At 61.0% G+C, this 22,005-nt stretch carries 18 protein-coding genes; 6 read left to right on the top strand and 12 right to left on the bottom strand.

Going from position 1 to position 22,005, the window contains the following annotated elements; all coding sequences use genetic code 11:
• Positions 1 to 138: 138 nt before the first annotated feature.
• Positions 139 to 2,202, bottom strand: a complete 2,064-nt coding sequence (gene tkt / locus ACI77I_RS25040; RefSeq protein WP_094951657.1) for a transketolase — start codon at positions 2,200 to 2,202, stop codon at positions 139 to 141.
• 175 nt (positions 2,203 to 2,377) lie between these two features.
• Between tkt and ACI77I_RS25035 the strand changes: the two genes are divergently transcribed.
• The gene (locus ACI77I_RS25035; RefSeq protein ID WP_094951656.1) at positions 2,378 to 2,602 is read left to right on the top strand and encodes a YdcH family protein; all 225 of its coding nucleotides are present in this window, start codon (positions 2,378 to 2,380) and stop codon (positions 2,600 to 2,602) included.
• A gap of 158 nt (positions 2,603 to 2,760) precedes the next feature.
• Here the strand turns inward: ACI77I_RS25035 and ACI77I_RS25030 are convergent, their stop codons facing one another.
• Positions 2,761 to 4,137, bottom strand: coding sequence for a VOC family protein (locus ACI77I_RS25030; RefSeq protein WP_406998833.1), 1,377 nt, complete (start codon positions 4,135 to 4,137; stop codon positions 2,761 to 2,763).
• Between the two features lie 289 nt (positions 4,138 to 4,426).
• Here ACI77I_RS25030 and ACI77I_RS25025 point away from each other — a divergent pair, with 289 nt between their 5' ends.
• From ACI77I_RS25025 to ACI77I_RS25015, 3 genes are all read left to right on the top strand, one after another.
• Entirely contained in the window at positions 4,427 to 5,836 is a 1,410-nt protein-coding gene (locus ACI77I_RS25025; RefSeq protein WP_263273353.1) for an OprD family porin, read from the top strand.
• Positions 5,837 to 5,982: 146 nt separating this feature from the next.
• Positions 5,983 to 8,619, top strand: a complete 2,637-nt coding sequence (locus tag ACI77I_RS25020) for an MGH1-like glycoside hydrolase domain-containing protein (RefSeq protein WP_406998831.1) — start codon at positions 5,983 to 5,985, stop codon at positions 8,617 to 8,619.
• Positions 8,620 to 8,764: 145 nt separating this feature from the next.
• Positions 8,765 to 9,358, top strand: coding sequence for a hypothetical protein (locus tag ACI77I_RS25015; protein ID WP_406998829.1), 594 nt, complete (start codon positions 8,765 to 8,767; stop codon positions 9,356 to 9,358).
• A gap of 62 nt (positions 9,359 to 9,420) precedes the next feature.
• On the opposite strand, the gene ACI77I_RS25010 is transcribed toward ACI77I_RS25015, so the two are convergent.
• Entirely contained in the window at positions 9,421 to 9,735 is a 315-nt protein-coding gene (locus ACI77I_RS25010; protein ID WP_048730219.1) for an SCP2 sterol-binding domain-containing protein, read from the bottom strand.
• Between the two features lie 56 nt (positions 9,736 to 9,791).
• Positions 9,792 to 10,502 carry a histidine phosphatase family protein gene (locus ACI77I_RS25005; protein WP_242150442.1) on the bottom strand — a complete coding sequence of 237 codons (711 nt, stop codon included), beginning with the start codon at positions 10,500 to 10,502 and terminating at the stop codon, positions 9,792 to 9,794.
• 196 nt (positions 10,503 to 10,698) lie between these two features.
• Between ACI77I_RS25005 and sohB the strand changes: the two genes are divergently transcribed.
• The gene (sohB, locus tag ACI77I_RS25000; RefSeq protein ID WP_094951650.1) at positions 10,699 to 11,724 is read left to right on the top strand and encodes a protease SohB; all 1,026 of its coding nucleotides are present in this window, start codon (positions 10,699 to 10,701) and stop codon (positions 11,722 to 11,724) included.
• Positions 11,725 to 11,878: 154 nt separating this feature from the next.
• On the opposite strand, the gene ACI77I_RS24995 is transcribed toward sohB, so the two are convergent.
• Entirely contained in the window at positions 11,879 to 13,414 is a 1,536-nt protein-coding gene (locus ACI77I_RS24995; protein ID WP_406998827.1) for an MFS transporter, read from the bottom strand.
• 150 nt (positions 13,415 to 13,564) lie between these two features.
• Here ACI77I_RS24995 and ACI77I_RS24990 point away from each other — a divergent pair, with 150 nt between their 5' ends.
• A complete protein-coding gene (locus ACI77I_RS24990) occupies positions 13,565 to 14,446 on the top strand; it encodes a LysR family transcriptional regulator (RefSeq protein ID WP_406998825.1) in 882 nt (293 codons plus the stop codon).
• A gap of 142 nt (positions 14,447 to 14,588) precedes the next feature.
• Here the strand turns inward: ACI77I_RS24990 and dhaL are convergent, their stop codons facing one another.
• The 7 genes from dhaL to ACI77I_RS24955 all read right to left on the bottom strand — a co-directional run bounded on the left by dhaL (position 14,589) and on the right by ACI77I_RS24955 (position 21,870).
• Positions 14,589 to 15,233, bottom strand: coding sequence for a dihydroxyacetone kinase subunit DhaL (gene dhaL / locus ACI77I_RS24985; RefSeq protein ID WP_242150430.1), 645 nt, complete (start codon positions 15,231 to 15,233; stop codon positions 14,589 to 14,591).
• A 3-nt stretch (positions 15,234 to 15,236) separates the two neighbouring features.
• Positions 15,237 to 16,238, bottom strand: a complete 1,002-nt coding sequence (locus ACI77I_RS24980; protein ID WP_094951646.1) for a dihydroxyacetone kinase subunit DhaK — start codon at positions 16,236 to 16,238, stop codon at positions 15,237 to 15,239.
• A 60-nt stretch (positions 16,239 to 16,298) separates the two neighbouring features.
• Complete coding sequence (locus ACI77I_RS24975; protein ID WP_242150425.1) at positions 16,299 to 17,414, bottom strand: alcohol dehydrogenase catalytic domain-containing protein; 1,116 nt, start codon at positions 17,412 to 17,414, stop codon at positions 16,299 to 16,301.
• Between the two features lie 27 nt (positions 17,415 to 17,441).
• A complete protein-coding gene (locus ACI77I_RS24970; RefSeq protein ID WP_094951644.1) occupies positions 17,442 to 18,197 on the bottom strand; it encodes an SDR family oxidoreductase in 756 nt (251 codons plus the stop codon).
• A 146-nt stretch (positions 18,198 to 18,343) separates the two neighbouring features.
• Entirely contained in the window at positions 18,344 to 19,351 is a 1,008-nt protein-coding gene (locus ACI77I_RS24965; RefSeq protein WP_094951643.1) for a substrate-binding domain-containing protein, read from the bottom strand.
• A gap of 57 nt (positions 19,352 to 19,408) precedes the next feature.
• On the bottom strand, positions 19,409 to 20,386 hold the full coding sequence (locus ACI77I_RS24960) for an ABC transporter permease (protein WP_094951642.1): 978 nt from the start codon (positions 20,384 to 20,386) through the stop codon (positions 19,409 to 19,411).
• The gene (locus tag ACI77I_RS24955) at positions 20,383 to 21,870 is read right to left on the bottom strand and encodes a sugar ABC transporter ATP-binding protein (protein WP_094951641.1); all 1,488 of its coding nucleotides are present in this window, start codon (positions 21,868 to 21,870) and stop codon (positions 20,383 to 20,385) included. Before ACI77I_RS24955 ends, ACI77I_RS24960 begins: the two co-directional genes overlap by 4 nt.
• Positions 21,871 to 22,005 lie beyond the last annotated feature (135 nt).

Genomic DNA, 22,005 nt, shown 5'->3' with positions numbered 1-22,005 from the left:
ATCCACCTAACCCCTCACAGGCTAAGCTCAACTTAAAGAGTTGCGTAAATACCTATGCTGCGATGACTGATACATCGGTCAAAGCAGTATCGACTGACAGCCCGCCATCGCAGGCAAGCCAGCTCCCACAGTCTTTGATCAGTGTTGAGTCAGTTGAATCTGCTCTTTAGCCAGCTTCACCACATTCTCCACCGTAAACCCAAATTTCTCCTGCAACTTGGCCAACGGCGCCGACGCGCCAAAGCTGTTCATCACCACCTTGGCGCCGGTCTGCCCGACATACCGGTCCCAACCCAATGGCCCGGCCTGTTCCACCACCACGCGCGCTTTCACCGCCGGCGGTAACACGCTGTCGCGGTAAGCCTGGTCCTGTTCTTCAAACAGCTCCCAGCTCGGCATCGACACCACTTGCGCCGCGATCCCTTGGCCTTTCAACTGCTCATACGCCGCCACCGCCAGGCTGACTTCACTGCCCGTCGCCAACAACAGAACCTTCGGCTTGTCAGCACCCGCCAACACATAAGCGCCCTTGGCCGCGCCAGACGCCGCCGCATATTGGGTACGGTCCAACGTCGGCAATGCCTGACGCGACAACACCACACAACTCGGCCGATGAGTTTGCGCCAGGGCGACCTTCCACAACTCCAGGGTTTCGTTGGCATCACCTGGCCGTAAGGTCAGCAACCCCGGCGTCGCACGCAGTTGCGTCAGATGCTCGATAGGCTGATGCGTCGGCCCATCTTCACCCACGCCAATCGAGTCATGGGTAAACACGAACACCACCGGCAACTCCATGATCGCCGCCAGGCGGATCGGCGGTTTCATGTAGTCGCTGAACACCAAGAACGTCGAGGTGTACGGCCGCAGGTAGGACAGCGCCATGCCATTGGCAATCGCGCCCATGGCGTGCTCGCGGATGCCGAAGTGCAGGTTGCGACCGCTGTAGTCGTCAGCACTGAAACGCCCGGCACCGTCAAAGGTGAGGTTGGTCTTGGTTGAAGGCGACAAGTCTGCCGAACCGCCGAGCAGCCAGGGGATGTGCTGGGCAAAGGCATTCAATACCTCGCCACCGGCGGCACGGCTGGCCACGCCCTTGGCGTCGGTGTCGAAGCTGGGCAGCTCATTTTGCCACTGCTCGGGCATTTCGCCTGCGCGCATGCGGCGCAGTTCATCCGCCAGTTCCGGTTCGTACTGTTCCAGCTGTGACAACCGCGCATTCCACTCTTCATACAACGGCTTGCTGCGCTCCAGCAGGGCGTCACGCAAAACGCTGCGGGCTTCGTCGGGCACCAGGAAATTGGAGTCTTCGGGCCAGCCGTAGGCGGCCTTGGTTAGGCGGATTTCGTCCGCGCCCAACGGCTCACCATGGGCGGCGGCGGTGTTGTGTTTGTGCGGCGAGCCATAGCCGATCACGCTGTCGACCACAATCAGGGTCGGCGCGCCGGTATTCGCTTTGAAGGTCTCCAGCGCCGTGCTCAAGGCCTGCAAGTCATTCGCGTCGGTGACGTGCAAGGTGTGCCAGCCGTAGGCCTGGAAACGCTTGATCACATCCTCGCTGAACGCCAGCTCGGTGTGGCCCTCGATGCTGATGGTGTTGTTGTCGTAGATCCAGCACAGGTTATCCAGCTTCAAGTGCCCGGCCATCGACGCCGCTTCGCTGCTGATGCCTTCCATCATGTCGCCGTCACCGCACAGGGTGTAGACGTTGTAGTCGAACAGCACCTTGTCGTCGCGGTTAAAGCGCTGGCCCAGCCAACGCTCGGCCATGGCCATACCGACACTGTTGGCGCAGCCCTGGCCCAGCGGGCCGGTGGTGGTTTCAACGCCGGTGGTCATGCGGTACTCGGGATGGCCTGGGGTTTTGGAGCCCATCTGCCGGAATTGCTTGATATCGTCCAGGCTGATCGCCGGTTGGCCGGAGCGTTTGCCGTGGGCGTCAATCTCCACCACGCCGGCCAAGTGCAGCAGCGAGTAGAGCAGCATGGAGGCATGCCCCACCGACAACACAAAGCGGTCACGGTTAGGCCAGTCGGGGTGCTCGGGGTGATAGCGCAGGAACCGGCTCCACAACGTGTAGCCCACCGGCGCCAAGCCCATGGGCGTGCCCGGGTGGCCGGAATTGGCCTTCTGCACGGCATCCATGGCCAGGGTGCGAATAGTGTTGATGCATTGGGTGTCGACAGCAGTGGCAGCGTGAGTCATAAAACCGTTCTCCCTCAGGTGGCGATCTACAGTGGAGGGCAGGGTGCGGCAAAGGTTTGATCCCATCGCCCACCTTGCGACGAACGGGGATGCATTGACTCAAGACATGACAAGACCCCTTGGAATGGGCTAGCTTCAAGAGCGTAGGCCATTGATCAACGTGCGGAGGTACTCCATGCCAGTGAAACACGACCTGTTGCAGGACCTGGGTTTGAGTAAAGAAACTGTCGACGAGCGCCGGGCAAAAAATCCCCATCTGAATGCGCTCTTTGATAAATACAAAACCGTCGATGACTTGGTGGTGACTGCTGAAAAAGCAGCTGGCAGCGATGAGGAACTGCGCAAGTTGAAGGAGAAGCGCTTGTTGGTTAAAGACGAGATTGTGCAGCACTTGGGCTAAATCAACGCCCGCGCTCCTACAGGGGCGCGGACATATTTGTTCAGAATTGCCTGAGGGACAGCGCGCTTTTGCGTGTTTATGATGCGCCCCGTCCAGCCGGCTCTGGGGACTGTTGTGGCGCAAGGATTGCGCTGGTGAGCCGGGCGGACACTCTCATTTCATGCCAGTAGCGCTTGGGTGCATTCATCTATAGAGCGTTGCTGCGTCTCGCCATACAGCTTCAACTCATCAATCGTCTTGCGGCCCAGCGCCTTCTCGAATTCGGCCTGGTTCGAACTCGCCGCGTAGTGACTTTGCGCCGCATCCCCAAGGTTCGACTGAAAGATCCCCGCCGCACTCACCGGCAGAAAATCCTCATACACCAACGGTTCCACGTCGACGTGGCCGGCAGCAATCAGCGCCTCCAAGGTTTTCGGCTGATCGGCTTGGCCGTGTGCCGGCAGGCCTTGCTCGGTGGCGAAATAGCGAAAGTACGCCAGGCCCTGTTCGCGCATCTGCGTGTGGTTGTCGGGGAAGGCCGCGAAGTGTTGCTCCATCAAGTGCACATAACGTGCGGCGTTGGCCTCACTGGGAAAAGCCCCCAGTTCATCGCGCGCGGCGTTCAGCAGTTGGTCGTACAGGGCGCGGCCCTTGGGCGTCAACGCGACACCGCGTTGTTCAATTTCGCCGAAGCGCGCGCTGTGGCTGCCTTGGGCGTCGGTGAAGGCGATGGGCTCGTCGAGGGCCTTGAAGCTGGTCTGGCGCAGCAGGATCGGGCAGTGGCGGCGCGGCGGGCCTTCGATCACGGCCTTGGGGGTGATGCCTTTGCCGGGCATCGCGGCCTGCACCTTGTCGATGTCCAGCGTGCGCGGGGTCAGGTGGTTGATGTGCGGGCCCTTGAAGGCCACCACGTCGGCGATCAGGCGGTGCTGGTCGCTCAGTTGCTGGTACTGCTGGTCGGTGACGGTGGCGGTGTGGTGCCAGCGAAAGGTTTCCAGGGCCTGGCGGATGAACTCTTCGGCATCAGGGGCGTTGAGGCCGCCGTCGCGTTCGGCTTGTTCGATCAACGCCAAGGCGCCTGGGGTGAAGATCTTGCGCTTAGCCAGCGCGCTTTCGGCGAAGGCGCGCAGTTCGAGGTTTTCGATCAGTTCCAGGCGCAGCAACGAGGTAAACACGCGGAACGGGCTGATCTGCAGCGAGCGTTCATGCACGGCGCGAAAGGCGGTGGAATGCACGGGCACGCCCGCCGGGGTCAGGTCGTAGTAGCCCACCGGTTGCATGCCCATCACCGCAAACAGGCGGCCGATGGTTGCCAGCTCAAAGGCAGTGCCCAGGCGGATGGCGCCGTGGCGCTCCTTGTCCAGGCGCTCGATTTCGCCGGTGCGGCGCAGCTGCCGGGCCAGGCTCGAATCACTGGCCAGCACCTGGGTATTGGTCTCGGCCACCAGCGCCATCAACGCCCCATACAGCGGGACTTCATCTCGGTACATGTCGGACATGGCCTTGGAGAAGCCTTTGCGGATCTCGTCGGGGCTGACATGTGCGGTGGTTGGCATAGAAAAATTCCTGATGGCTATTGTGATGAGCGTGGCCTGCCTCTGATTTTGTTGAGCTTGGGGGCGGCTTGCAAACGAAGATTCCTCTGGACTTCATTCTGCAAATGAATGAGATGAAGTGAATATGACAAAAAACAGCAACGGTAAAATTTCATTTTCGCAGCCCCTTTCCTAACAAATTCTTCACGAGGTGCGCCCCGGTCCTCATGAAACAATCGTCACGTTTGTAGGGATGAAAACGCCGTTTTGCACACAACGTACATAAAAAAATGTTTAGGGGCCGTCACACATGAAAATTTCTACACTGGCGTTATCCATCACCGCCGCATTGCTCGCACAACAAGCCTGCGCGGATGATTTTGGGCTCGGCTCACTGGGCACGGGCACAGGTCACAGTGGCTTTCTTGAAGACAGCCATGCGGCGGTCAGTTCGCGGACCATGTACTACAGCGCAGATAACCGCTCGGGGACCAACAACGATCTGCGCGAAGCCGCGACCTTGCTGCGTTTCGACTACAAATCCGGCTACACCCAAGGCACCCTTGGCGTCGGTTTCGACGTGATGGCGTTCGGCGCCTTGCGTCTTGATGGTGGCGACGGCCACGCCGCTGGCCCAGGCCTGGCGGGGAACGGCAACAGCTTCTTCCCGACCAAAAACAACGGCACCGAGCCTGCCGACAGCTTCGGCCGCGCGGCGGGTAACGTGAAGTTCCGGATTTCCCAGACTGAGTTGCACGTGGGTGGCGGTTTGGCCCCGGTGCTGCCGATCCTGGTCTCCAACGACAGCCGTGTTGCGCCGCAGACCTTTGACGGCGGCATCCTCACCTCCAGCGACATTCCTAACGTGACCTTCACCGGCGGTGAGCTGAACAAGGCCGAAGGCCGTGCTTCGAGCAACTCCACGGGCTTGAGTGTGGCCGGTGGTACGCGTGACAGCGACAGCTTCAAGTTCGGTGGTGTGGACTACAAACCGTTCGGCTCGTCCGACAACGCCATCGCGAAAAACCTGACGTTGCAGTACTACTACGCCAACCTGCAGGACTTCTACAAACAGAACTATTTCGGCCTGGTCCACGTATTGCCGCTGGGCAATGACCAGTCGTTCAAGACTGACCTGCGCTACTTCGACAGCACCAGCGACGGCAAGAATGGCGAGAGCGGCTATGCGTTCAACAACAACGGTGGCTACGCCAAGCACGCCGGCGAAGTGGATAACAAAACCTACAGCGCCGCGTTCACCTACCAGTTGGGCGGCAGCAGCCTGATGCTCGGCCACATCGGCGTAAGCGACGATGGCGGCTTCGTATGGGTTAACCAGGGCAGCCTCGCCGACCCGCAACAACAAGGTGCCGGCGGCAGCGACTTCTACCTGTTCACCGACGCCGTGGTTGGCCAGTTCTCCCGTGCGGGTGAGCAAGTCAACTTTGGTCAGTACACGTATGACTTCAAGGCCTATGTACCCGGCCTGAAAGCGTCCGTGGCTTACCTGGACGGTACGGACATCAAGTCCAAGGTGGCCGGTGGCCCTGATCAGAAAGAAAACGAAACCGACTTCCGCCTGGATTACGTCGTGCAGGCCGGCCCGCTCAAAGGCTTTGGCACCACGTTCCGCACCGGTACTTACCACGGCCACAACACCGGCACTGCGGATCAGGATCAAACGCGCCTGATCTTCAACTATACCTACGCGATCTTCTAAGAAAGCGCGTGCTTTTACACAGTCGAAAAAGCGGAGGCCGCCTCATCAGCGGCCTCTTTTTTTGCGCGACTGGATGAGACTTCATGTGCATCGCAGCACGGATGGGTTCTACACTGCCCCTCACTTTGTCAGTGATGGAGGACCCAATGACGGCCACGCCCGTAACCAACATCCTTGAAACGATTGAAGGCCAACGCCTGGCAACGCAAGAGGCTGAGCGTTGGCGTGAGTGGGGCCCGTACTTGAGTGAACGCCAGTGGGGCACGGTGCGCGAAGACTACAGCGCAGACGGCGATGCCTGGGCCTACTTCCCCCATGAACATGCACGCAGCCGCGCCTACCGTTGGGGCGAGGACGGCTTGGCCGGTTTCAGCGACAAAGCGCAACGCTGGTGCCTGGGCCTGGCGCTGTGGAACGAGCGCGACGCGATCATCAAGGAGCGCCTGTTCGGCCTGAACAACGCCGAGGGCAACCACGGTGAAGACGTCAAGGAACTGTACTTTTTCGTCGATGGCGTACCGAGCCATGCCTACATGCGCATGCTCTACAAATACCCGCATGCGGCTTTTCCCTACGCCGACCTGACCACCGAGAACGCGCGCCGCGGGCTTGAGGATGCCGAGTACGAGATCCTCGACACTGGCGTGTTTGAAGACAACCGCTACTGCGATGTCAGCGTCGAATACGCCAAGCATCAGCCCGATGATATTTTCATGAAGGTCACCGTGCATAACCGCTCGGACCAGCCGACGCGTTTGCAGGTGCTGCCCCAACTGTGGGCACGCAATGACTGGAGCTGGACCTTCGATGCGCCCAAGCCGCAGTTGCGCCTGGACGGCGAGCACGTGCTGGCCCAGCATCATGAACTTTCCGATCGCCACCTTAGCGCCTGGGGCCAGGACGGCGTGGAATGGTTGTTCTGCGAAAACGAGAGCAACTTTCCCAAGCTTGGCGGGCAACCTGCGCCTGGGCCGTTCAAGGACGGCATCAATGATTACGTGGTAGGCGGCGTGCAATCGGCGATTCGCCGGGACGCCGGCACCAAGGTCGCCGCGCGTTTCATCCTCGAGCTGGCAGGCCTGGAAAGCAAAACCCTGTACCTGCGGTTTGCACCCACGGACGCGCCCCAGGTCAATGCGCGCAAGCTGATCGAACAGCGCCGCCAAGAGGCCGATGACTTCTACGCGGCCTTGCAACACGGCATTAGCGATGCAGACGCGCGCAATGTGCAGCGCCAGGCCCTGGCCGGGTTGCTGTGGTCCAAGCAGCTCTACTACTTCGACGTGAACCAATGGCTCGACGGCGACCCGGCTCAGCCCGCGCCGCCGCCTGAGCGCCTGCATATCCGCAATACCCATTGGCGGCACCTGTCCAACTTCGACATCCTCTCCATGCCCGACACTTGGGAATACCCGTGGTACGCCTCCTGGGACCAAGGCTTCCAGGCAGTGGCGATTGCGCTGATCGATCCTGGGTATGCCAAGCAGCAGTTGCTGCTGCTGGTGAAGGACCGTTTCATGCACCCCAACGGCCAGTTGCCGGCGTATGAGTGGCGTTTCGACGACGCCAACCCGCCGGTGCATGCCTGGGCCAGTTGGCGGGTGTATCAGCAGGATAAGGCGCTGACCGGCGTCGGCGACATGGATTTCCTCGAGCGGATTTTCCATAAGCTGCTGTTGAATTTTTCCTGGTGGGTCAACCGCAAGGATGCCGAAGGCCGCAACCTGTTCCAGGGCGGCTTCCTCGGTCTGGACAACATTGCCTTGTTCGACCGCTCGGCCACCTTGCCGCCGGGCTACCAGCTGGATCAGGCCGACGGCACGGCGTGGGTCGCGGCCTATGCGCTGGACCTGATGCGAATCGGGTTGGAGCTGGCCAAGCGCAACGTGGTGTATGTCGACATTGCGGTGAAGTTTTTCGAGCACTTCCTGTATATCGCCGGTGCCATTAACCGCGTCGATGACAGCGCCGAAGGGCTGTGGGATGAGCAGGACCTGTTCTTCTACGACGTACTGCACCGCCCCGACGGCCAGAACGAGCCGGTACGGCTGCGCTCCATTGTTGGCCTGATGCCGCTGTTCGCCGTGCTGGTGCTGGAGCAACGCGAGCATGAGGGCTTGCAAGGCTTGCGTGAACGCTTGCTGGGGTTCATGCACCACCGGCCGGACCTGGCCAAGTTGGTGTCGCGCTGGAACGAGCCGGGGCAGGGCAATCGCCTGTTGCTGGCGCTGTTGCGTGGCGAGCGCACCAAGGACCTGTTGCGGCGCATGCTTGATGACAATGAGTTTCTGTCGGCCTTTGGTGTGCGCTCTTTGTCCAAGGCGTTTGCCGAGCAGCCGCTGGCGTTGAAGATGAATGGCGATACGTTGTGCGCGCGTTATCAGCCCGGGGAATCCGACTCGCGCCTGTACGGCGGCAACTCCAATTGGCGTGGGCCGTTGTGGATGCCGGTGAACTACATGCTGATCGAGTCGTTGCGTGAGTTTCATCGGTATTACGCGGATAACTTCTCGGTGGAGTACCCGACAGGCAGTGGTTACCTGGCGTCCCTGGAGGAGGTTGCTGACGGGCTGAGCCAGCGACTGACACGCTTGTTTTTAAGGGATGAGGATGGCTGCAGGCCGTCGATGGCGGGCTATGCGCAACTGGAGGCCGACCCGGCCAGCCGTGATCTGGTGTTGTTCCATGAGTATTTCCATGGCGAGACCGGGCGGGGGTTGGGTGCTTCGCATCAGACGGGGTGGAGTGCGTTGGTGGCGTTGTTGTTGCAACCGAAAACTTAACGGTCACCAGCAATCGGGCGTGGGCGCTGGCTTGCCAGCACCCACATTGGCGCTGCATCGATTCAGAAATTGCATGCAAAAAAATCCTGCCGGCAACGGTTTGAATCAGGTAAATTCGCCGCCCCTTAAGACAAGGATGTAGACAATGGCGAATGTTATCGCGCGGTTTCGCAATGCGAGCCTCTTGGGTGCATTGCTGATGACCACCAGTATTTTCATCACGTCCCTGTATGCCCAGGCAAGTGTTGCGGCGCCCCTGATGATGCATTGCAGCGACTGCGAGAAAGGTGACCACACCTTCGATGCGACGAAATGGTTCAGCAGCGGCATGTACCGTCTTGAAACGGACATTGATCCCAGCCCGATGCGCTCGATGACGCGCAAGCATCCGGTGGTCTTTACGGCCAAGGACAATGACAAGCTGGTAGAGGCCGCGATAAGCGGGATCAAAAGATTCGACTCATCCCTCGATACCCGCACGCTTGAGTCACAGTGGCCTGTATTGACGGGACGTGTGCGTTACACCTACAGCGTCTTTGTGGCGCCTGACGAACCTAAGGACCTCTACGACATGTATTTGCAGATGGGTAAATACAAGGTGGTGATCGTGATTGGGTTGGACGTCAATACCGGTGATATCACCGACGAGAACGAAGCGCGTTACATTCGTGAGAACGATGGTAATGACCCCGCGTACATGGACACATTTGAACAGATGGATAACGCCGGCACCCGTTGATCGGGAGGCTGGCTGAACGAAAAATCCCGCCATTGGCGGGATTTTTTTTGAGCGCGGCGTTATCAGGCCGGGAACAGCTCGCTCAGTTTCATCGCCAGCATCATGTCGCCTTCGGTGCGCAGCTTGCCGCCCATGAACGCTTGCATGCCGTCGGTGGAGCCGTCAACGATGCCTTTCATGGTGTCGCCGTCCATGACCAGGGTCACTTGGGCGTCCGGGTTTTCGCCTTCCAGCAGTTCGCAGGTGTTGTTCTTCACTACCAGCGAAAAGTTCTGGGTGTCGTCGATACGGAAACCGAACACCAGGTCCAGGCCGTCGGCAGCGGCTGGGTTGAATTTGGCTTTCATTGCTTCTACAGCTTTGGCTACGTCAGTCATGGTTTCGATCCTTTAAGGTAGAGTCCAGTGACCTTGGGGTCACGGTTGGCCGCAATTCATCGGAAAGTGATGAACTGCGGCGCCTTCAACAGTTGCAAGTGGGTATGACTGTTGAAGGAAGCCAGTGCCACCTCGCGACCGCGGAATTTCAGCTGGTTGAGCGAGGTGTTAACAATTTGCCAGTTCAGTTCGAAGGCCTGGGCGGCAGGCATCCGGGTAATCAGGTGGAGCAGGGCGGTGATGGTACCGCCGGAGGTGAACACGGCGATCTTGTGCGAGCTGTCGGCGGCTTCAAGAATTCGTTGCAGGCCGCCTTGTACACGCTCGACAAACCCCAACCAGCTTTCCAGCCCCGGTGGATCATAAGTACCGGCCAGCCATCGCTCGATGATCAACGCGAAGATGCGCTGGAACTCGCTGCGGTTCTGCGCGCCATTACGCAGCACCTCCACAGCGTGGGGTTCACTGGCGAGCAAGTCAGGGAGCAGGGCGCGGATGATGGCCTCGCCGTCGAACTCGTTGAACGCCGGGTCGGTTTCCAGAGGCGGCACCGGCAGGCCCAGGGCGCTGTATTGATCGAACGCGGCCGTGGCGGTGTGCTGCTGGCGGCGCAGGTCGCCGGCGATGCAGCGGTCGAACGTCAGGCCCAGGTCGGCCAGGTGGCGCCCGAGTACTTGCGCTTGTTCCACGCCGACGGGCGACAGGACGTCATAGTCGTCTGCACCGAAGGAGGCCTGGCCATGTCGAATCAAATAAATGCTGCCCACGTCCGTTTTCCCGGTACGTTGAAAGTCTGGCGAGGTTATGAGGATGCCTGCGAGCTGTCAATGAAAAAACATACGCTTGTTTTAAAAGTGCGTTAGAGCAGCTTGGCTGCTGGCGGTTTGAGCACTGGTCGCCTGACGATCGCGTCGGTATGCTTGGGCAATCCGCGCCTGGCGCCGTGCATTGTTAAGGAGACACATGGATTTTTTGGCTGAATACGCGAGCTTTCTAGCGAAGACCGTCACCCTGGTGGTCGCTATTTTGGTGGTACTGATCAGCTTCGCGGCGCTGCGCAGCAAAGGCCGTCGCAAAGCGGCCGGCCAGTTGCAGGTCAGCAAGCTGAATGATTTCTACAAGGGCCTGCGTGAGCGCCTGGAATCGAGCCTGCTCGACAAAGACCAGCTCAAGGCCCTGCGCAAGTCCGAAAGCAAAACCGAAAAGAAGAACAGCAAGAAGAAGCCCGAGGCCAAGCCGCGGGTATTCGTGCTGGATTTTGACGGCGACATCAAGGCCTCGGCCACCGAAAGCCTGCGCCATGAAATCACCGCGCTGCTGAGCCTGGCCACGCCTAAAGATGAAGTGGTGCTGCGCCTGGAAAGTGGCGGCGGCATGGTCCACAGCTATGGCTTGGCGTCCTCCCAACTGGCGCGTATCCGCCAGGCCGGCGTGCCGTTGACCGTGTGCATCGACAAGGTCGCCGCCAGCGGCGGCTACATGATGGCGTGCATCGGCGAGAAGATCATCAGCGCCCCGTTCGCCATCCTCGGCTCGATTGGTGTGGTAGCGCAGTTGCCCAACGTCAACCGCCTGCTGAAAAAGCACGATATCGACTTTGAAGTGCTGACGGCCGGTGAATACAAACGCACCCTCACCGTGTTTGGCGAAAACACCGAGAAGGGCCGTGAGAAGTTCCAGGAAGACCTGGACATCACCCATCAGCTGTTCAAGAACTTCGTCTCGCGTTATCGCCCACAGCTGGCGATTGATGAAGTCGCGACCGGTGAAGTGTGGCTGGGTGTTGCAGCGCTCGACAAACAACTGGTCGACGAGCTGCAAACCAGCGACGAATACCTGGCCACCAAGGCCAAGACTGCCGAGGTGTACCACCTGCACTATGCCGAGCGTAAAAGCCTGCAGGAGCGAGTGGGCCTGGCGGCCAGCGGCTCGGTAGACCGCGTGCTGCTGACCTGGTGGAGCCGATTGACCCAGCAGCGGTTCTGGTAAGCCGACCGATCGTTCCCACGCTTTGCGTGGGAATGCATCCTGTAACGCTCCGCGTCACCCTTGCGAAGGGCTTGAGTCTGGCGTGGGCAGGTTGGACGCGGAGCGTCCGGGGCGGCATTCCCACGCAGAGCGTGGGAGCGATCTAATCCCACATTTAGTTCTGAGTCAGCCTGGAAGACTGGTGTTGTACTGAGGGAATCGGTTTCCTCATTAAAGTCCCCACCACCAACGCCCCCAGCAGCCCCAACAACCCCGCCACCCACAACACCCCGCGGAAGCCACCCACAAATGCCTGCCGCGCCAGCGGTTGCACCTGCACCCGTGCCGGTTCCGGCAACACACCCATCGCCGCTGGCATATCACCTGCCACCACCCGCGATGCAATCCCCGCCACCTGGGCCTGCCACTGCGGATCGATGCTCGCACGCAGCAGCTGTTCACTATGGCTGCTCAGCAATGCCCCATACACACCGATAGCCAACATGATTGCGCTGAAACGCATGGTGGTGCTCATGCCCGAGGCCATCCCCGCGCGGTCCCGGGGCACACAGGCCATGATGTTTTTCTGTGTGTCGCCATTGAGCAGGCCCGCACCGGCACCGGTCACGGCAATCGCCAGGGCGAAGGGCAGATAGCCGCCCGCCGTCACCGCCCAGGCACTCAACAGGTTGCCGCAACCGACCAGGGCCAAGCCGGTCGCCATCATCGTCGCCGGTGCAAAGCGCCCCGCCAGCCGCGCGCCGATGCGGGGGCAGATCAGCATGGTCAGCGCAAACGGCAACATGCCCAGGCCCGAAGCAATCGCGGAGAAGCCCAGGCCGTTTTGCAGGTAGAACGGCAGCAACGTCATCATCACTTGGGCGCACCCGGCATAGGCAAACATGCCGAGCAGGGCGCCGATAAAACGCGGATGGCGAAACAGTTGCAAGTCCACCATGGGCCGTTGTTGCACACGCTCGACGATCACAAACACACCCAGCAGCACCGCGCCGCCGATCAGGCGTGCAGAGGTCAGCGGGTTAGCCCAGCCGATGCGATTGGCCTCGATCAGCCCCCACATCAGGCACAGCAGGCTCGCACTGAACGCCAGGCTGCCCCATGGATCAAGCCGCGCCGACTGAGTGTCGCGCGACTCTGGAATCGCACGCAGCACCAGCGCCATCAAGCCCAGGCCCACGGGCAGGTTGAGGTAGAAAATCCAGCGCCAGCCCAGGTATTCGGTGATCACGCCGCCCAGGGTGGGCGCGGCGGTCATCGCCACGCCCATGCACGCGCCCCAGAACGCCCAGGCTTTGGCGCGTTCCACTTCATCGTGGAAGGTATGGCCGATGGACGCGAGGGCGGACGTCAGCAACAAGGCCGCGCCGACACCTTTCACTGCGCGGGCGACATCCAGCAGCAGCGCAGTGGGCGCCGCACCGCAGCCTAGGGAGGCCAGGATGAAAATGCTCAAGCCCCAGATCAGCGTCTTCTGGCGGCCAAAGCGATCGGCGATGCTGCCGGCCGGCAGCAACAAGGCGGCGAACGCGAGCATATAGGCGCTGACCACCCACTCGATATCGGCGAAGTTGGCGCCCAGGTCGCGGGCGATGCTCGGCAGGGTCACGGCGACAATATTGGTGTCGAGCACGATCAGCGAACACACGCCGGAGGCGGTCAGTAGCGTCAAGCGCGGACTGGCCCGGTTCATGGCTTAATTACCTCGCAGGCAATAGGGGAAAGGCAGTTGACTAACATCGCAAAGGCTCTCTAGTGTTGAGGTGCGCTGAGCTTATCCCTAGCCGCAGCTCGTTCTATTAGCTGGCCTGAAGCACTTCATTACCTTTGAGCTAATCCTACGATGGAAATCCGCCACTTCCGCTACTTCCTGGCCGTTGCCCGTCAGCGCAATTTCACCCGCGCCGCCGAGCAGCTAGGTATCGCGCCGCCGACCTTGAGCCGACAGATCCAGGACATGGAAGCCAGCCTGGGCACGCGTTTGTTTATCCGTCAGCAACGCGAAGTCAGCCTCACCGAAGCCGGCGCCGCGTTGTTGATTGAGGCCGAAGCCACGGTGCGCCAATTTGAATTTGCCCAGCGCAATGCCCAGCGCGCCGGGCGTGGCGAGATCGGCCATATCGAGTTGGGCTACGTGGCCTCGGCGGTGTACTCCGGTGTGTTGCAGCGGCAGATGCAAGCGTTCAGCCAGGCGTTTCCCGATGTAAGCGTGAACGTGCGCGAATGCGCGATGGCGACCTTGCCGAGTGCAGTGGCGGACGGGCGTTACGACATCGGCTATATCCGCTCGCCCATGACCCTGCCCGACGGTGTGGAAGCCGTGCGCCTGCACAGCGAAGGGTTTGTGTTGGCGCTGGCGCAGGATTCCTGGCTGCTGGGGCTCAAGGCCATTGGCTGCGAGCACCTGCAAAACGAGACGTTTATCCTGCCGGAGCAAATCAGCGGCACCTTGCACGTCGCCGCCCAGGGCGGTTTTGCCCCGCGCCTGGGGCCGCAGCCGGGTGGGTTGGTTGCGGTGGTGGCGCTGGTGTCGTTAGGGCAGGGCGTGGCGGTGGTGCCAGCGTCGATGGTCGGGCATGTGAGTTTGCCGGGCGTGGTGTACCGCGGTATTCAGGGCAGCGAGGCGTCGTCGTGGCTGTCGCTGATTCACCGGCGCTTTGAGAAAGCGCCGGCGGTGGCGCGGTATATCCAGCAGGTCAAGCAGATAGCTAGGGTGGAGGCTTGATCGCGGCGGGTGGGGTACTTTGCGGGTTAACGGTGTTGCTACCTTCGCGAGCACGCCCGCTCCCACATTCGACCGCATTCCAAATGCTGGAACTCGATCTAATGTGGGAGCGGGCTTGCTCGCGAAGGGGTCATCTGGGGCGCTACACCAACCTCGGTTGAACCGAATCCGCTAGCCGCGTCAGTATCAGGCAGCACGACACCGCCCCGGCATCCAGCACGCCCAGCGAGCGCTCGCCCAAACGGCTGGCGCGGCCGATTTTCGCGACCAGATCCTTGGTCGAGTCGCGCCCCTGTGAGGCGGCGGTTTTCATTGCGTCCAGCGCATCGTTGAAGGATGCGCCTCCTGCATGCGCGCGCTCAAAGGCTTCAACCGCCGGGATCAGGGTGTCCATCAAACACTTGTCGCCCACGCCCGCCTCGGTAATGTCTTGCAGTGAGGTCAGGCCACCGCGCAGCAGGTGGGCAAAGGTCGCGGCGTCGATGTCTTCACGGCCGCGCACTTCGTCGGCCATGCCGATAAACAGGCTGCCGTACAACGGCCCCATGGAGCCGCCGATGCCTTCCATCAGGCTCAGGGTCAGTTCGTCCAGGGCTTCGGCCAGGGTCAGTTGCCGGCCCTCGATAGTGCGCCCGCAATGGGCGAAACCTTTGGCCATGTTGATGCCGTGGTCGCCGTCGCCAATCGCGCCGTCGACTTCGCTGAGGTATTCACGGTTGGCCACAATCACGCTGACCAAGTCGGCGACGATGGCGCTGCCGTCATGGGTGGAAAAATGTTGGCTCATGGTTCACTCCGCCTGGGTCATGCCGATGGAGCGGCAGGGTTGGTCGATCAGGGTTTTAAGCTCGGCGTCGAGGCCGAGCAGGGTCAGGGTCACGCCCATCATCTCAAGGGAAGTGAAGTAGTTGCCTACGTAGCAACGGTGAATCTTCAAGCCCTTGGCCTTGAGCTGGCGTTCCACCTCAGCGTAGAAAATGTACAGCTCCATGACTGGCGTGGCGCCCAGGCCGGAGACCAGCACGACCACGCTGTCGTCCTGGCTGAAGTCACGGTCGGCCAGGATCGGCGCGAGCATGCGTTCGGCCATGGCAGCGGCGGATTCGATGGCGATCACTTCAATGCCCGGTTCGCCGTGATGGCCGATGCCCAACTCCATCTGGCCGTCGGGAATCTGGAAGTTCGGCTTGCCCACCGCCGCGATGGTGCAGGGTGTGAGGCCGATGCCGATCGAGCGGCAATGGTCGACGGTTTTCTGCGCGACGCGAATCACTCCGTCGAGGTCATAATGCTGGGCGGCGGCGGCACCGCCGATCTTCCACATGAAGATTTCCCCGGCCACGCCACGGCGCTTGGCGATTTCGGCCTTGGGCGCGGAGGCCACGTCATCGTTGGCGACCACGGTGCGGATGCGCATGTCTTTGCTGGCGGCCATCTTCATCGCCAGCTTTACGTTCATGTTGTCGCCGGCGTAGTTGCCATACAGGCAGGCCACGCCCGCGCCATGGTCGGCGGCGCGGAAGGCGTCGAAAAAACTCTTGGCGGTGGGCGAGGAGAAGATTTCACCGACGGCCACGGCGTCCACCAAGCCTGGGCCGACGTAGCCGAGAAACGCCGGTTCATGGCCGGAACCGCCGCCGGTGACAATGCCCACGTGGCCCTTGTTCGAGGGCTTGGCTTTGACGATAACGCGTGGGTTGGACTCGTATTGGCGCAGCTCGGGGTGCGCGACCAGAATACCGCGCAGCATGTCCTCGACCACTTGGTCCGGATCGTTGATCACTCGATTCATAACGCGGGTTCCTGTGTTCTTATTTATAGGGCAACAAACTATCAACTGTGGGGGCTGGGGTCAGGGTTCCAGCACAACCTTCAGCGACTTGTCCCCGCGCTCCATCACCGCAAACGCTTCCTTGAAGTCCGCCAGCGCAAATTTGTGGGTCACTACGTCGCGCATGTCGATCTTGCGGTTGCCGATAAAGTCGATGGCGCGCGGGTACATGTACGGGCCCAGGTGTGAGCCCAGAATGTCCAGCTCTTTGCGGTCGCCGATGATTGACCAATCTACTGTGGCCTCATCATTAAAGACGCTGAATTCGACAAAACGCCCCAGCTTGCGCAGCATCGCCAGGCCTTGGTTCACCGCCTTGTGGTGCCCGGTGGCTTCGATGTAGATGTCGCAGCCATAGCCGTCGGTGATCGCGCGGATTTTGGCCATCACGTCGACTTCCGCCGGGTTCCACACTTCGTCGGCGCCCATGCGCAGGGCGAGGGCGGCGCGTTCGGGTTTCATGTCCAGCACGATCAGCTTTTTCGGGTTGCGCAGGCGCACGGCGCCGATGATGCCCAGGCCCAGGGTGCCGGCACCGGCCACCACCACGATGTCGTCATGGTCGACATTCGCGCGCTCGGCGGCATGCAGTGAGCAGGCCAGCGGTTCAATCAGGATGGCTTCGTCGGGGGCGATGGATTCCGGCACTTTGTGGATGATGCCTTCCTTGGTGAAGATCATGTACTGGGCCATGGCGCCCTGCACATTGTTCTGGAAGCCATACAGGTCATGCTTCTGGCACATCCAGTACTGGCCGTGGTTGCAGAAACGGCAGCCCCAGCACGGCACGATCTGCTCGGAGATCACCCGGTCACCGACCGCCACACCACGTTTTTCCGCGCCTGGGCCGAGGGCAACCACGCGGCAGACGAATTCATGCCCGGGAATCATCGGCGGTTTTACGTAGCGCGGTTGCTCGGCATCGCCCCAGAACGACGGCGCGCCGCGATAGGTCTTGATATCGCCCATGCAGATGCCACACAGCTCGACTTTGGTGAGGATCTCGTCAGGCCCGGGCGTGGGCACGTCGACGGTTTCCAGGCGGTAGTCTTCCGGGCCATGGCAGACCACGGCCTGCATGGTTTTCGGGATGCTCGGGGCGAGTTGTTCGGGTGTGCGTTCGGTGACGGTGGACATGACAAAACCTCACGACAAAAAAATGAATTACTGAATGCTGTAGCCGCCGTCGATCACCATGTTGGCGCCGGTGATCATCTGTGCTGCGTCGCTGAGCAGGTACAACGCCAGCCCGGCGATTTCTTCCGGCTGGGCGAAGCGGCCCGCCGGGATCTGCAATTTGGCCCGTTCGCCCACCTCACCGGCCCAGGCTTTCTTGCCCAGCGCGGTCTCGACGATGGTCGGGGAGATGGCGTTGACGTTGATCTGCGGCGCCCATTCCATGGCCAGCACCTTGGTCATGCCGACGATGGCGGCCTTGCTCGCGCAGTAGGCGACGTGGCGGTCCAGGCCGATCACGGCGGCTTGCGAGGCGAGGTTGACGATGCGCCCGCCGCCGTTGGCCAGCATGTGTTTGGCGCAGGCCTGGGCCACGAAGAAGCTGGCCTTGAGGTTGATATCCAGGGTGCTGTCCCAAGCGCTTTCGCTGACATCGACGGCCTTGTCGAGCAGGACGATGCCGGCGCTGTTGATCAGGTAATCCAGGCGTTGGAAGTGCTCGAACACCTGGTCGATGGTGTGTTGTACCTGGCCGATCTGGCTGAGGTCGACGGCAATGCCCAGGTGTTGGGCGCCCAGGCGGGCGGCGACTTCAACCACCGCTGGGTCACGGTCAAGCAAGGCCACGCGTGCGCCGCGCTCTGCCAGCAAGGTGGCGCAGGCCAGGCCAATCCCGGCGGCGCCGCCGGTGATCACCGCGCAACGGCCGGTGAGGTCGAAGGCTTGGTTCCAGAATCCAGACATGAATAACTCCTCTTTCAAAAGCGCTGCTGATCCAATGTGGGAGCTGGCTTGCCTGCGATGCAGGCGACTCGGTCTTTCAGTCAAACCGAGGTGATGCCATCGCAGGCCAGCCAGCTCCCACACTTGACCTTATTTCAAGGTGAAAGCTACTTACCGCCGCTGACTTGTTTGTACAGCGCATCCGCATTCGCATTGGTCACTGGTACCCACGGCAGGATGTAGTTTTTGGCCGTGCCATCAGCCCATTTCACGTCCTTGGCATAGCGCTCCCAGATCACCGATTGCGGCTTGTAGTCCTTGCCCGCCAACGCGCGCAAGGCCACGTCCAGCGCGCCTTGGGATTGCGCCTGGGCGTCTTGCAGGAAGGTGGTGACTTCGTCTTTTTTCGCCGCCTGGATCGCGTCCGGCATGCCGTCGATGGAGGTTACCGGCACGTCCTTGGAGGTCAGCCCGTGGGACTTAAGGGCCTGCACGGCGCCCAGGGCCATGTCGTCGTTCTGCGCGATCACGCCGTTGATGCCTTTGGGGTGCGCGTTCAGCCAGTCTTCGGTGAGGGTCATGGCCTGCGCGCGGTCCCAGTTGGCGGTCTTTTTCTCGATGATCTTGATGTCCGGGTGCTTGCCCAGCACTTCCAGCTCGCCTTTTTCCCGGTCGATCTGCGCCGACTGGCCAATCGGGCCCTGGATGATCACCACGTTGCCACGGCCGTTGAGCTTGTCGACCATGGCCTGGGCCTGCAGGCGGCCGCCTTCCACGTCATCGTTACCCACGTAAGGCACGGAGGCATCGGCTACTTTCGTATTGGAGGCGATGACCACCACGTCGTTGCTCATGGCTTGCTTCACGGTGCCGACGCCGGCCTTGGTGTCGATTGGCACGAACAGGATGGCGTCGTAGCGCTGGGTCACCATGTTTTCGATCTGGTTGTTCTGGGTCAGGGCGTCGTAGTTGCCGTCGAACACGGTCAACTGCACGGTGCCGTCCTTGACTGCCGGGTGTTCCTTCAGCTCGCGGACCCAGTTCTGCATGAACTGGCCCTTGAGGCCGTAGACGGCTGCGCCGACTTTGTAGGTCTTGCCATCGGCGGCCAACGCGATACTGCTGGCGAGCAGGGAGAGGGCCGCGACAGCAGCCAAAGACATTCCAGATTTCATGGTGAGAACTCCGCTTATTGTTGTGGGTCGTTCAGTGCATTTTTTGAGGAACAGCGACTAGCGTTTTTTCTTGCGCCACACATCGATCAGTACCGCGAACACGATGATCAGGCCCTTGGCGACTTGCTGGTAGTAGGAGGACACGCCGAGCAGGTTCAGGCCGTTGTTGATCACGCCGATCAACAGCGCACCAAACAGCGTGCCGACAATGCTGCCGGTGCCGCCCGACAGGCTGGTACCGCCGATCACCACGGCGGCAATCGCGTCCAGCTCATAGGAAACCCCGGCCTGGGGCAGGGCGGAGGTGGTGCGTGCCGACAGCACCACACCGGCCAATCCGGCGAGCAAGCCTGAGACCACGTACACCGAAAACATCACCTTGCGCACGCCGATGCCGGAGGTGCGCGCGCTCTTTTCGTTGCCGCCTACTGCGTACACATAGCGCCCGTACGTGGTGTAGCGCAGCACCATCCAGAAGATCAGCGCGACCACGGCGAAGATGACAATCGGCACGCCAATCGGGCCGATCTTGCCGATGCCCAGCGCCAGGTAAGCGTCGGGCAGGTCGGTGATCGGGCTGCCGTCGTTGAGGATAAAGGTCATGCCCCGAGCGATGCTGAGCATGCCGAGGGTGGCCACGAACGGTGGGATCGACAGGTTGGCGACCATAAAACCGTTGACCACGCCGAGCATCGCCCCGGCAAACATCCCGGCGCTGACCGCCGCCAGCAGGCCGTAGCCTTGGGTGGCGACCATGGCGCTGCACAACCCGGCGAACGCCAGGATCGAGCCTACCGACAGGTCGATGCCCTTGGTCAAAATCACGTAGGTCATGCCCACTGCGAGGATGCCGTTGATGGACGTCTGGCGCAGGATGTCCATCCAGTTGCGCCAGGTCATGAAGTATTCGCTGGAAAACGCCATCACCACGCACAGCAGGATAAACACCAGCGGCAAGCCGAAACGGTCAAGGGACAAACGCAGGCGATTGCGCGGCGTGGCAGTCAGGGGTGGGGCAATGGTTTTGGCATTCATGAGGCAAGACTCAACAAGGCTTCCTGGGAAAGGGCGGTGTCGGTGCTGATGGTCACCAGCCGGCCGCCCTTGAATACGGCGATGCGATCACTCAGGTGCAGCAACTCCGGGGCTTCGGACGACACCACAATGGCCGCGCCACCGGCACGTACGAATTGGTCGAGCAAGTGGTAAATTTCTTGCTTGGCGCCTTCATCAATGCCCCGGGTCGGTTCATCGCAGAGCAGGCACACCGGTTCGGTCGACAGGCATTTGGCGAGCACCACTTTTTGCTGGTTACCGCCGCTCATGGAGGCCACCGGCAAGTCCAGTGAGGTGGTTTTGATCTGCAGGCGCTTGACCATGTCCTGCGCCAGCTGGGCTTCTTTGCGTGCATTGATCAGCGACCAGCTCGACAGGCGTTTGTAGGCCGACAGCGCAATGTTGGAAAGAATGCTGCCGGTGAGCACCAGGCCGCTGTCTTTGCGGTCTTCGGTGACCAGCGACATGCCGGCGTTGATCGTGGCCTTGGGCAAACCGATGGGCATGGGCTTGCCTTGCAGGGTGACGCTGCCGGAGTCCGCCACTGTCAGGCCGTAGATGCAGTTGAGAAATTCGCTGCGCCCCGAGCCCATCAGGCCATAGATGCCGAGGATTTCGCCTTGGCGCAGTTGCAGGCTGATGTCGTGAAACTCGCCGTTGCGGCTCAGGTTATCGACTTGCAGGCAGGTGGCGGCGGCGCATTCGCGGCCGACCTTGTGGTCGATGCGCGTCAGTTCCTGGCCGACGATGCCGCGCACCAGGTGGTTGCGGTCGATATCGGCCATGCGCCCGCTTTCCACAAAGGCGCCGTCGCGAAAGATGCTGTAGTCGTCGGCGATCTGCGCCAGTTCACTTAAGCGGTGCGACACATACACGATGCCGGCGCCGCGGTCGGTGAGGCGGCGAATTGCCTTGAACAGGGTTTGCGCCTCGCGCTCGCCGATGGCCGAGGTCGGTTCGTCCATGATCATCACCTGGCAGTCATGGCTGAACGCTTTGGCGATTTCCACCAGTTGCACCTGCGCCACGCTCAGGCGGTGCATGGGGCTGGTGGCGTCGACGTCGAACTCCAGGCTGTCGAGCAGCTCGCGGGTGCGGCGGTTGAGGGTCTTGCTGTCGACGATGAAGCCAGCACGGCGCGGCTCACGGCCCAGCCAGATATTTTCGGCGACGGTCATATAAGGGATGGGTTCCAGCTCCTGGGTGATCATCGCGATCCCCGCCGCCAAGGCTTCGCTCGGGCGGTTGAACTGCACGGGTGCGCCGTTGAGCAGAATGCTCCCGGCGTCACGTTGGGTGATGCCCATCAGGATGCTCAGGAAGGTCGACTTGCCTGCGCCATTGCCGCCGCACAACGCGTGGACGCTGCCGGCCCGCAGAGAGAGGCGCCCGTCACGCAGGGCAGGCACCCCGGCGTAAGCCTTGGCGACGTGTTCAGCCTGGAGCAGTAATGGCGTGGCCATCGGCGTGTCCTCGTGCTGTGAATTCTTATTAGGTCGCACAGTCATGTTTCGCTGTGATCATATGTGTATCAAATGAAATTCTGATCAGTCAATCTCTTTCACTTAAAAGGTGTAAATCTCATCTGGCGGGGTCTA

This window comes from Pseudomonas sp. D47 (assembly GCF_045447305.1).
Lineage (GTDB): Bacteria > Pseudomonadota > Gammaproteobacteria > Pseudomonadales > Pseudomonadaceae > Aquipseudomonas.
This window is presented reverse-complemented; position numbering and strand designations above follow the sequence as displayed.

Bases quoted from the DNA above. Each gene is read 5' to 3' on its own strand.
- sohB (WP_094951650.1), top strand. From the start codon at position 10,699: ATGGATTTTTTGGCTGAATACGCGAGCTTTCTAGCGAAGACCGTCACC.
- ACI77I_RS24975 (WP_242150425.1), bottom strand. From the start codon at position 17,414: ATGTCCACCGTCACCGAACGCACACCCGAACAACTCGCCCCGAGCATC.
- ACI77I_RS25010 (WP_048730219.1), bottom strand. From the start codon at position 9,735: ATGACTGACGTAGCCAAAGCTGTAGAAGCAATGAAAGCCAAATTCAAC.
- ACI77I_RS24960 (WP_094951642.1), bottom strand. From the start codon at position 20,386: ATGAATGCCAAAACCATTGCCCCACCCCTGACTGCCACGCCGCGCAAT.
- ACI77I_RS25025 (WP_263273353.1), top strand. From the start codon at position 4,427: ATGAAAATTTCTACACTGGCGTTATCCATCACCGCCGCATTGCTCGCA.
- ACI77I_RS24980 (WP_094951646.1), bottom strand. From the start codon at position 16,238: ATGAATCGAGTGATCAACGATCCGGACCAAGTGGTCGAGGACATGCTG.
- ACI77I_RS24990 (WP_406998825.1), top strand. From the start codon at position 13,565: ATGGAAATCCGCCACTTCCGCTACTTCCTGGCCGTTGCCCGTCAGCGC.
- ACI77I_RS24995 (WP_406998827.1), bottom strand. From the start codon at position 13,414: ATGAACCGGGCCAGTCCGCGCTTGACGCTACTGACCGCCTCCGGCGTG.
- ACI77I_RS25015 (WP_406998829.1), top strand. From the start codon at position 8,765: ATGGCGAATGTTATCGCGCGGTTTCGCAATGCGAGCCTCTTGGGTGCA.
- ACI77I_RS25030 (WP_406998833.1), bottom strand. From the start codon at position 4,137: ATGCCAACCACCGCACATGTCAGCCCCGACGAGATCCGCAAAGGCTTC.
- ACI77I_RS24965 (WP_094951643.1), bottom strand. From the start codon at position 19,351: ATGAAATCTGGAATGTCTTTGGCTGCTGTCGCGGCCCTCTCCCTGCTC.
- ACI77I_RS25035 (WP_094951656.1), top strand. From the start codon at position 2,378: ATGCCAGTGAAACACGACCTGTTGCAGGACCTGGGTTTGAGTAAAGAA.
- ACI77I_RS24970 (WP_094951644.1), bottom strand. From the start codon at position 18,197: ATGTCTGGATTCTGGAACCAAGCCTTCGACCTCACCGGCCGTTGCGCG.
- ACI77I_RS25020 (WP_406998831.1), top strand. From the start codon at position 5,983: ATGACGGCCACGCCCGTAACCAACATCCTTGAAACGATTGAAGGCCAA.
- ACI77I_RS24955 (WP_094951641.1), bottom strand. From the start codon at position 21,870: ATGGCCACGCCATTACTGCTCCAGGCTGAACACGTCGCCAAGGCTTAC.
- tkt (WP_094951657.1), bottom strand. From the start codon at position 2,202: ATGACTCACGCTGCCACTGCTGTCGACACCCAATGCATCAACACTATT.
- dhaL (WP_242150430.1), bottom strand. From the start codon at position 15,233: ATGAGCCAACATTTTTCCACCCATGACGGCAGCGCCATCGTCGCCGAC.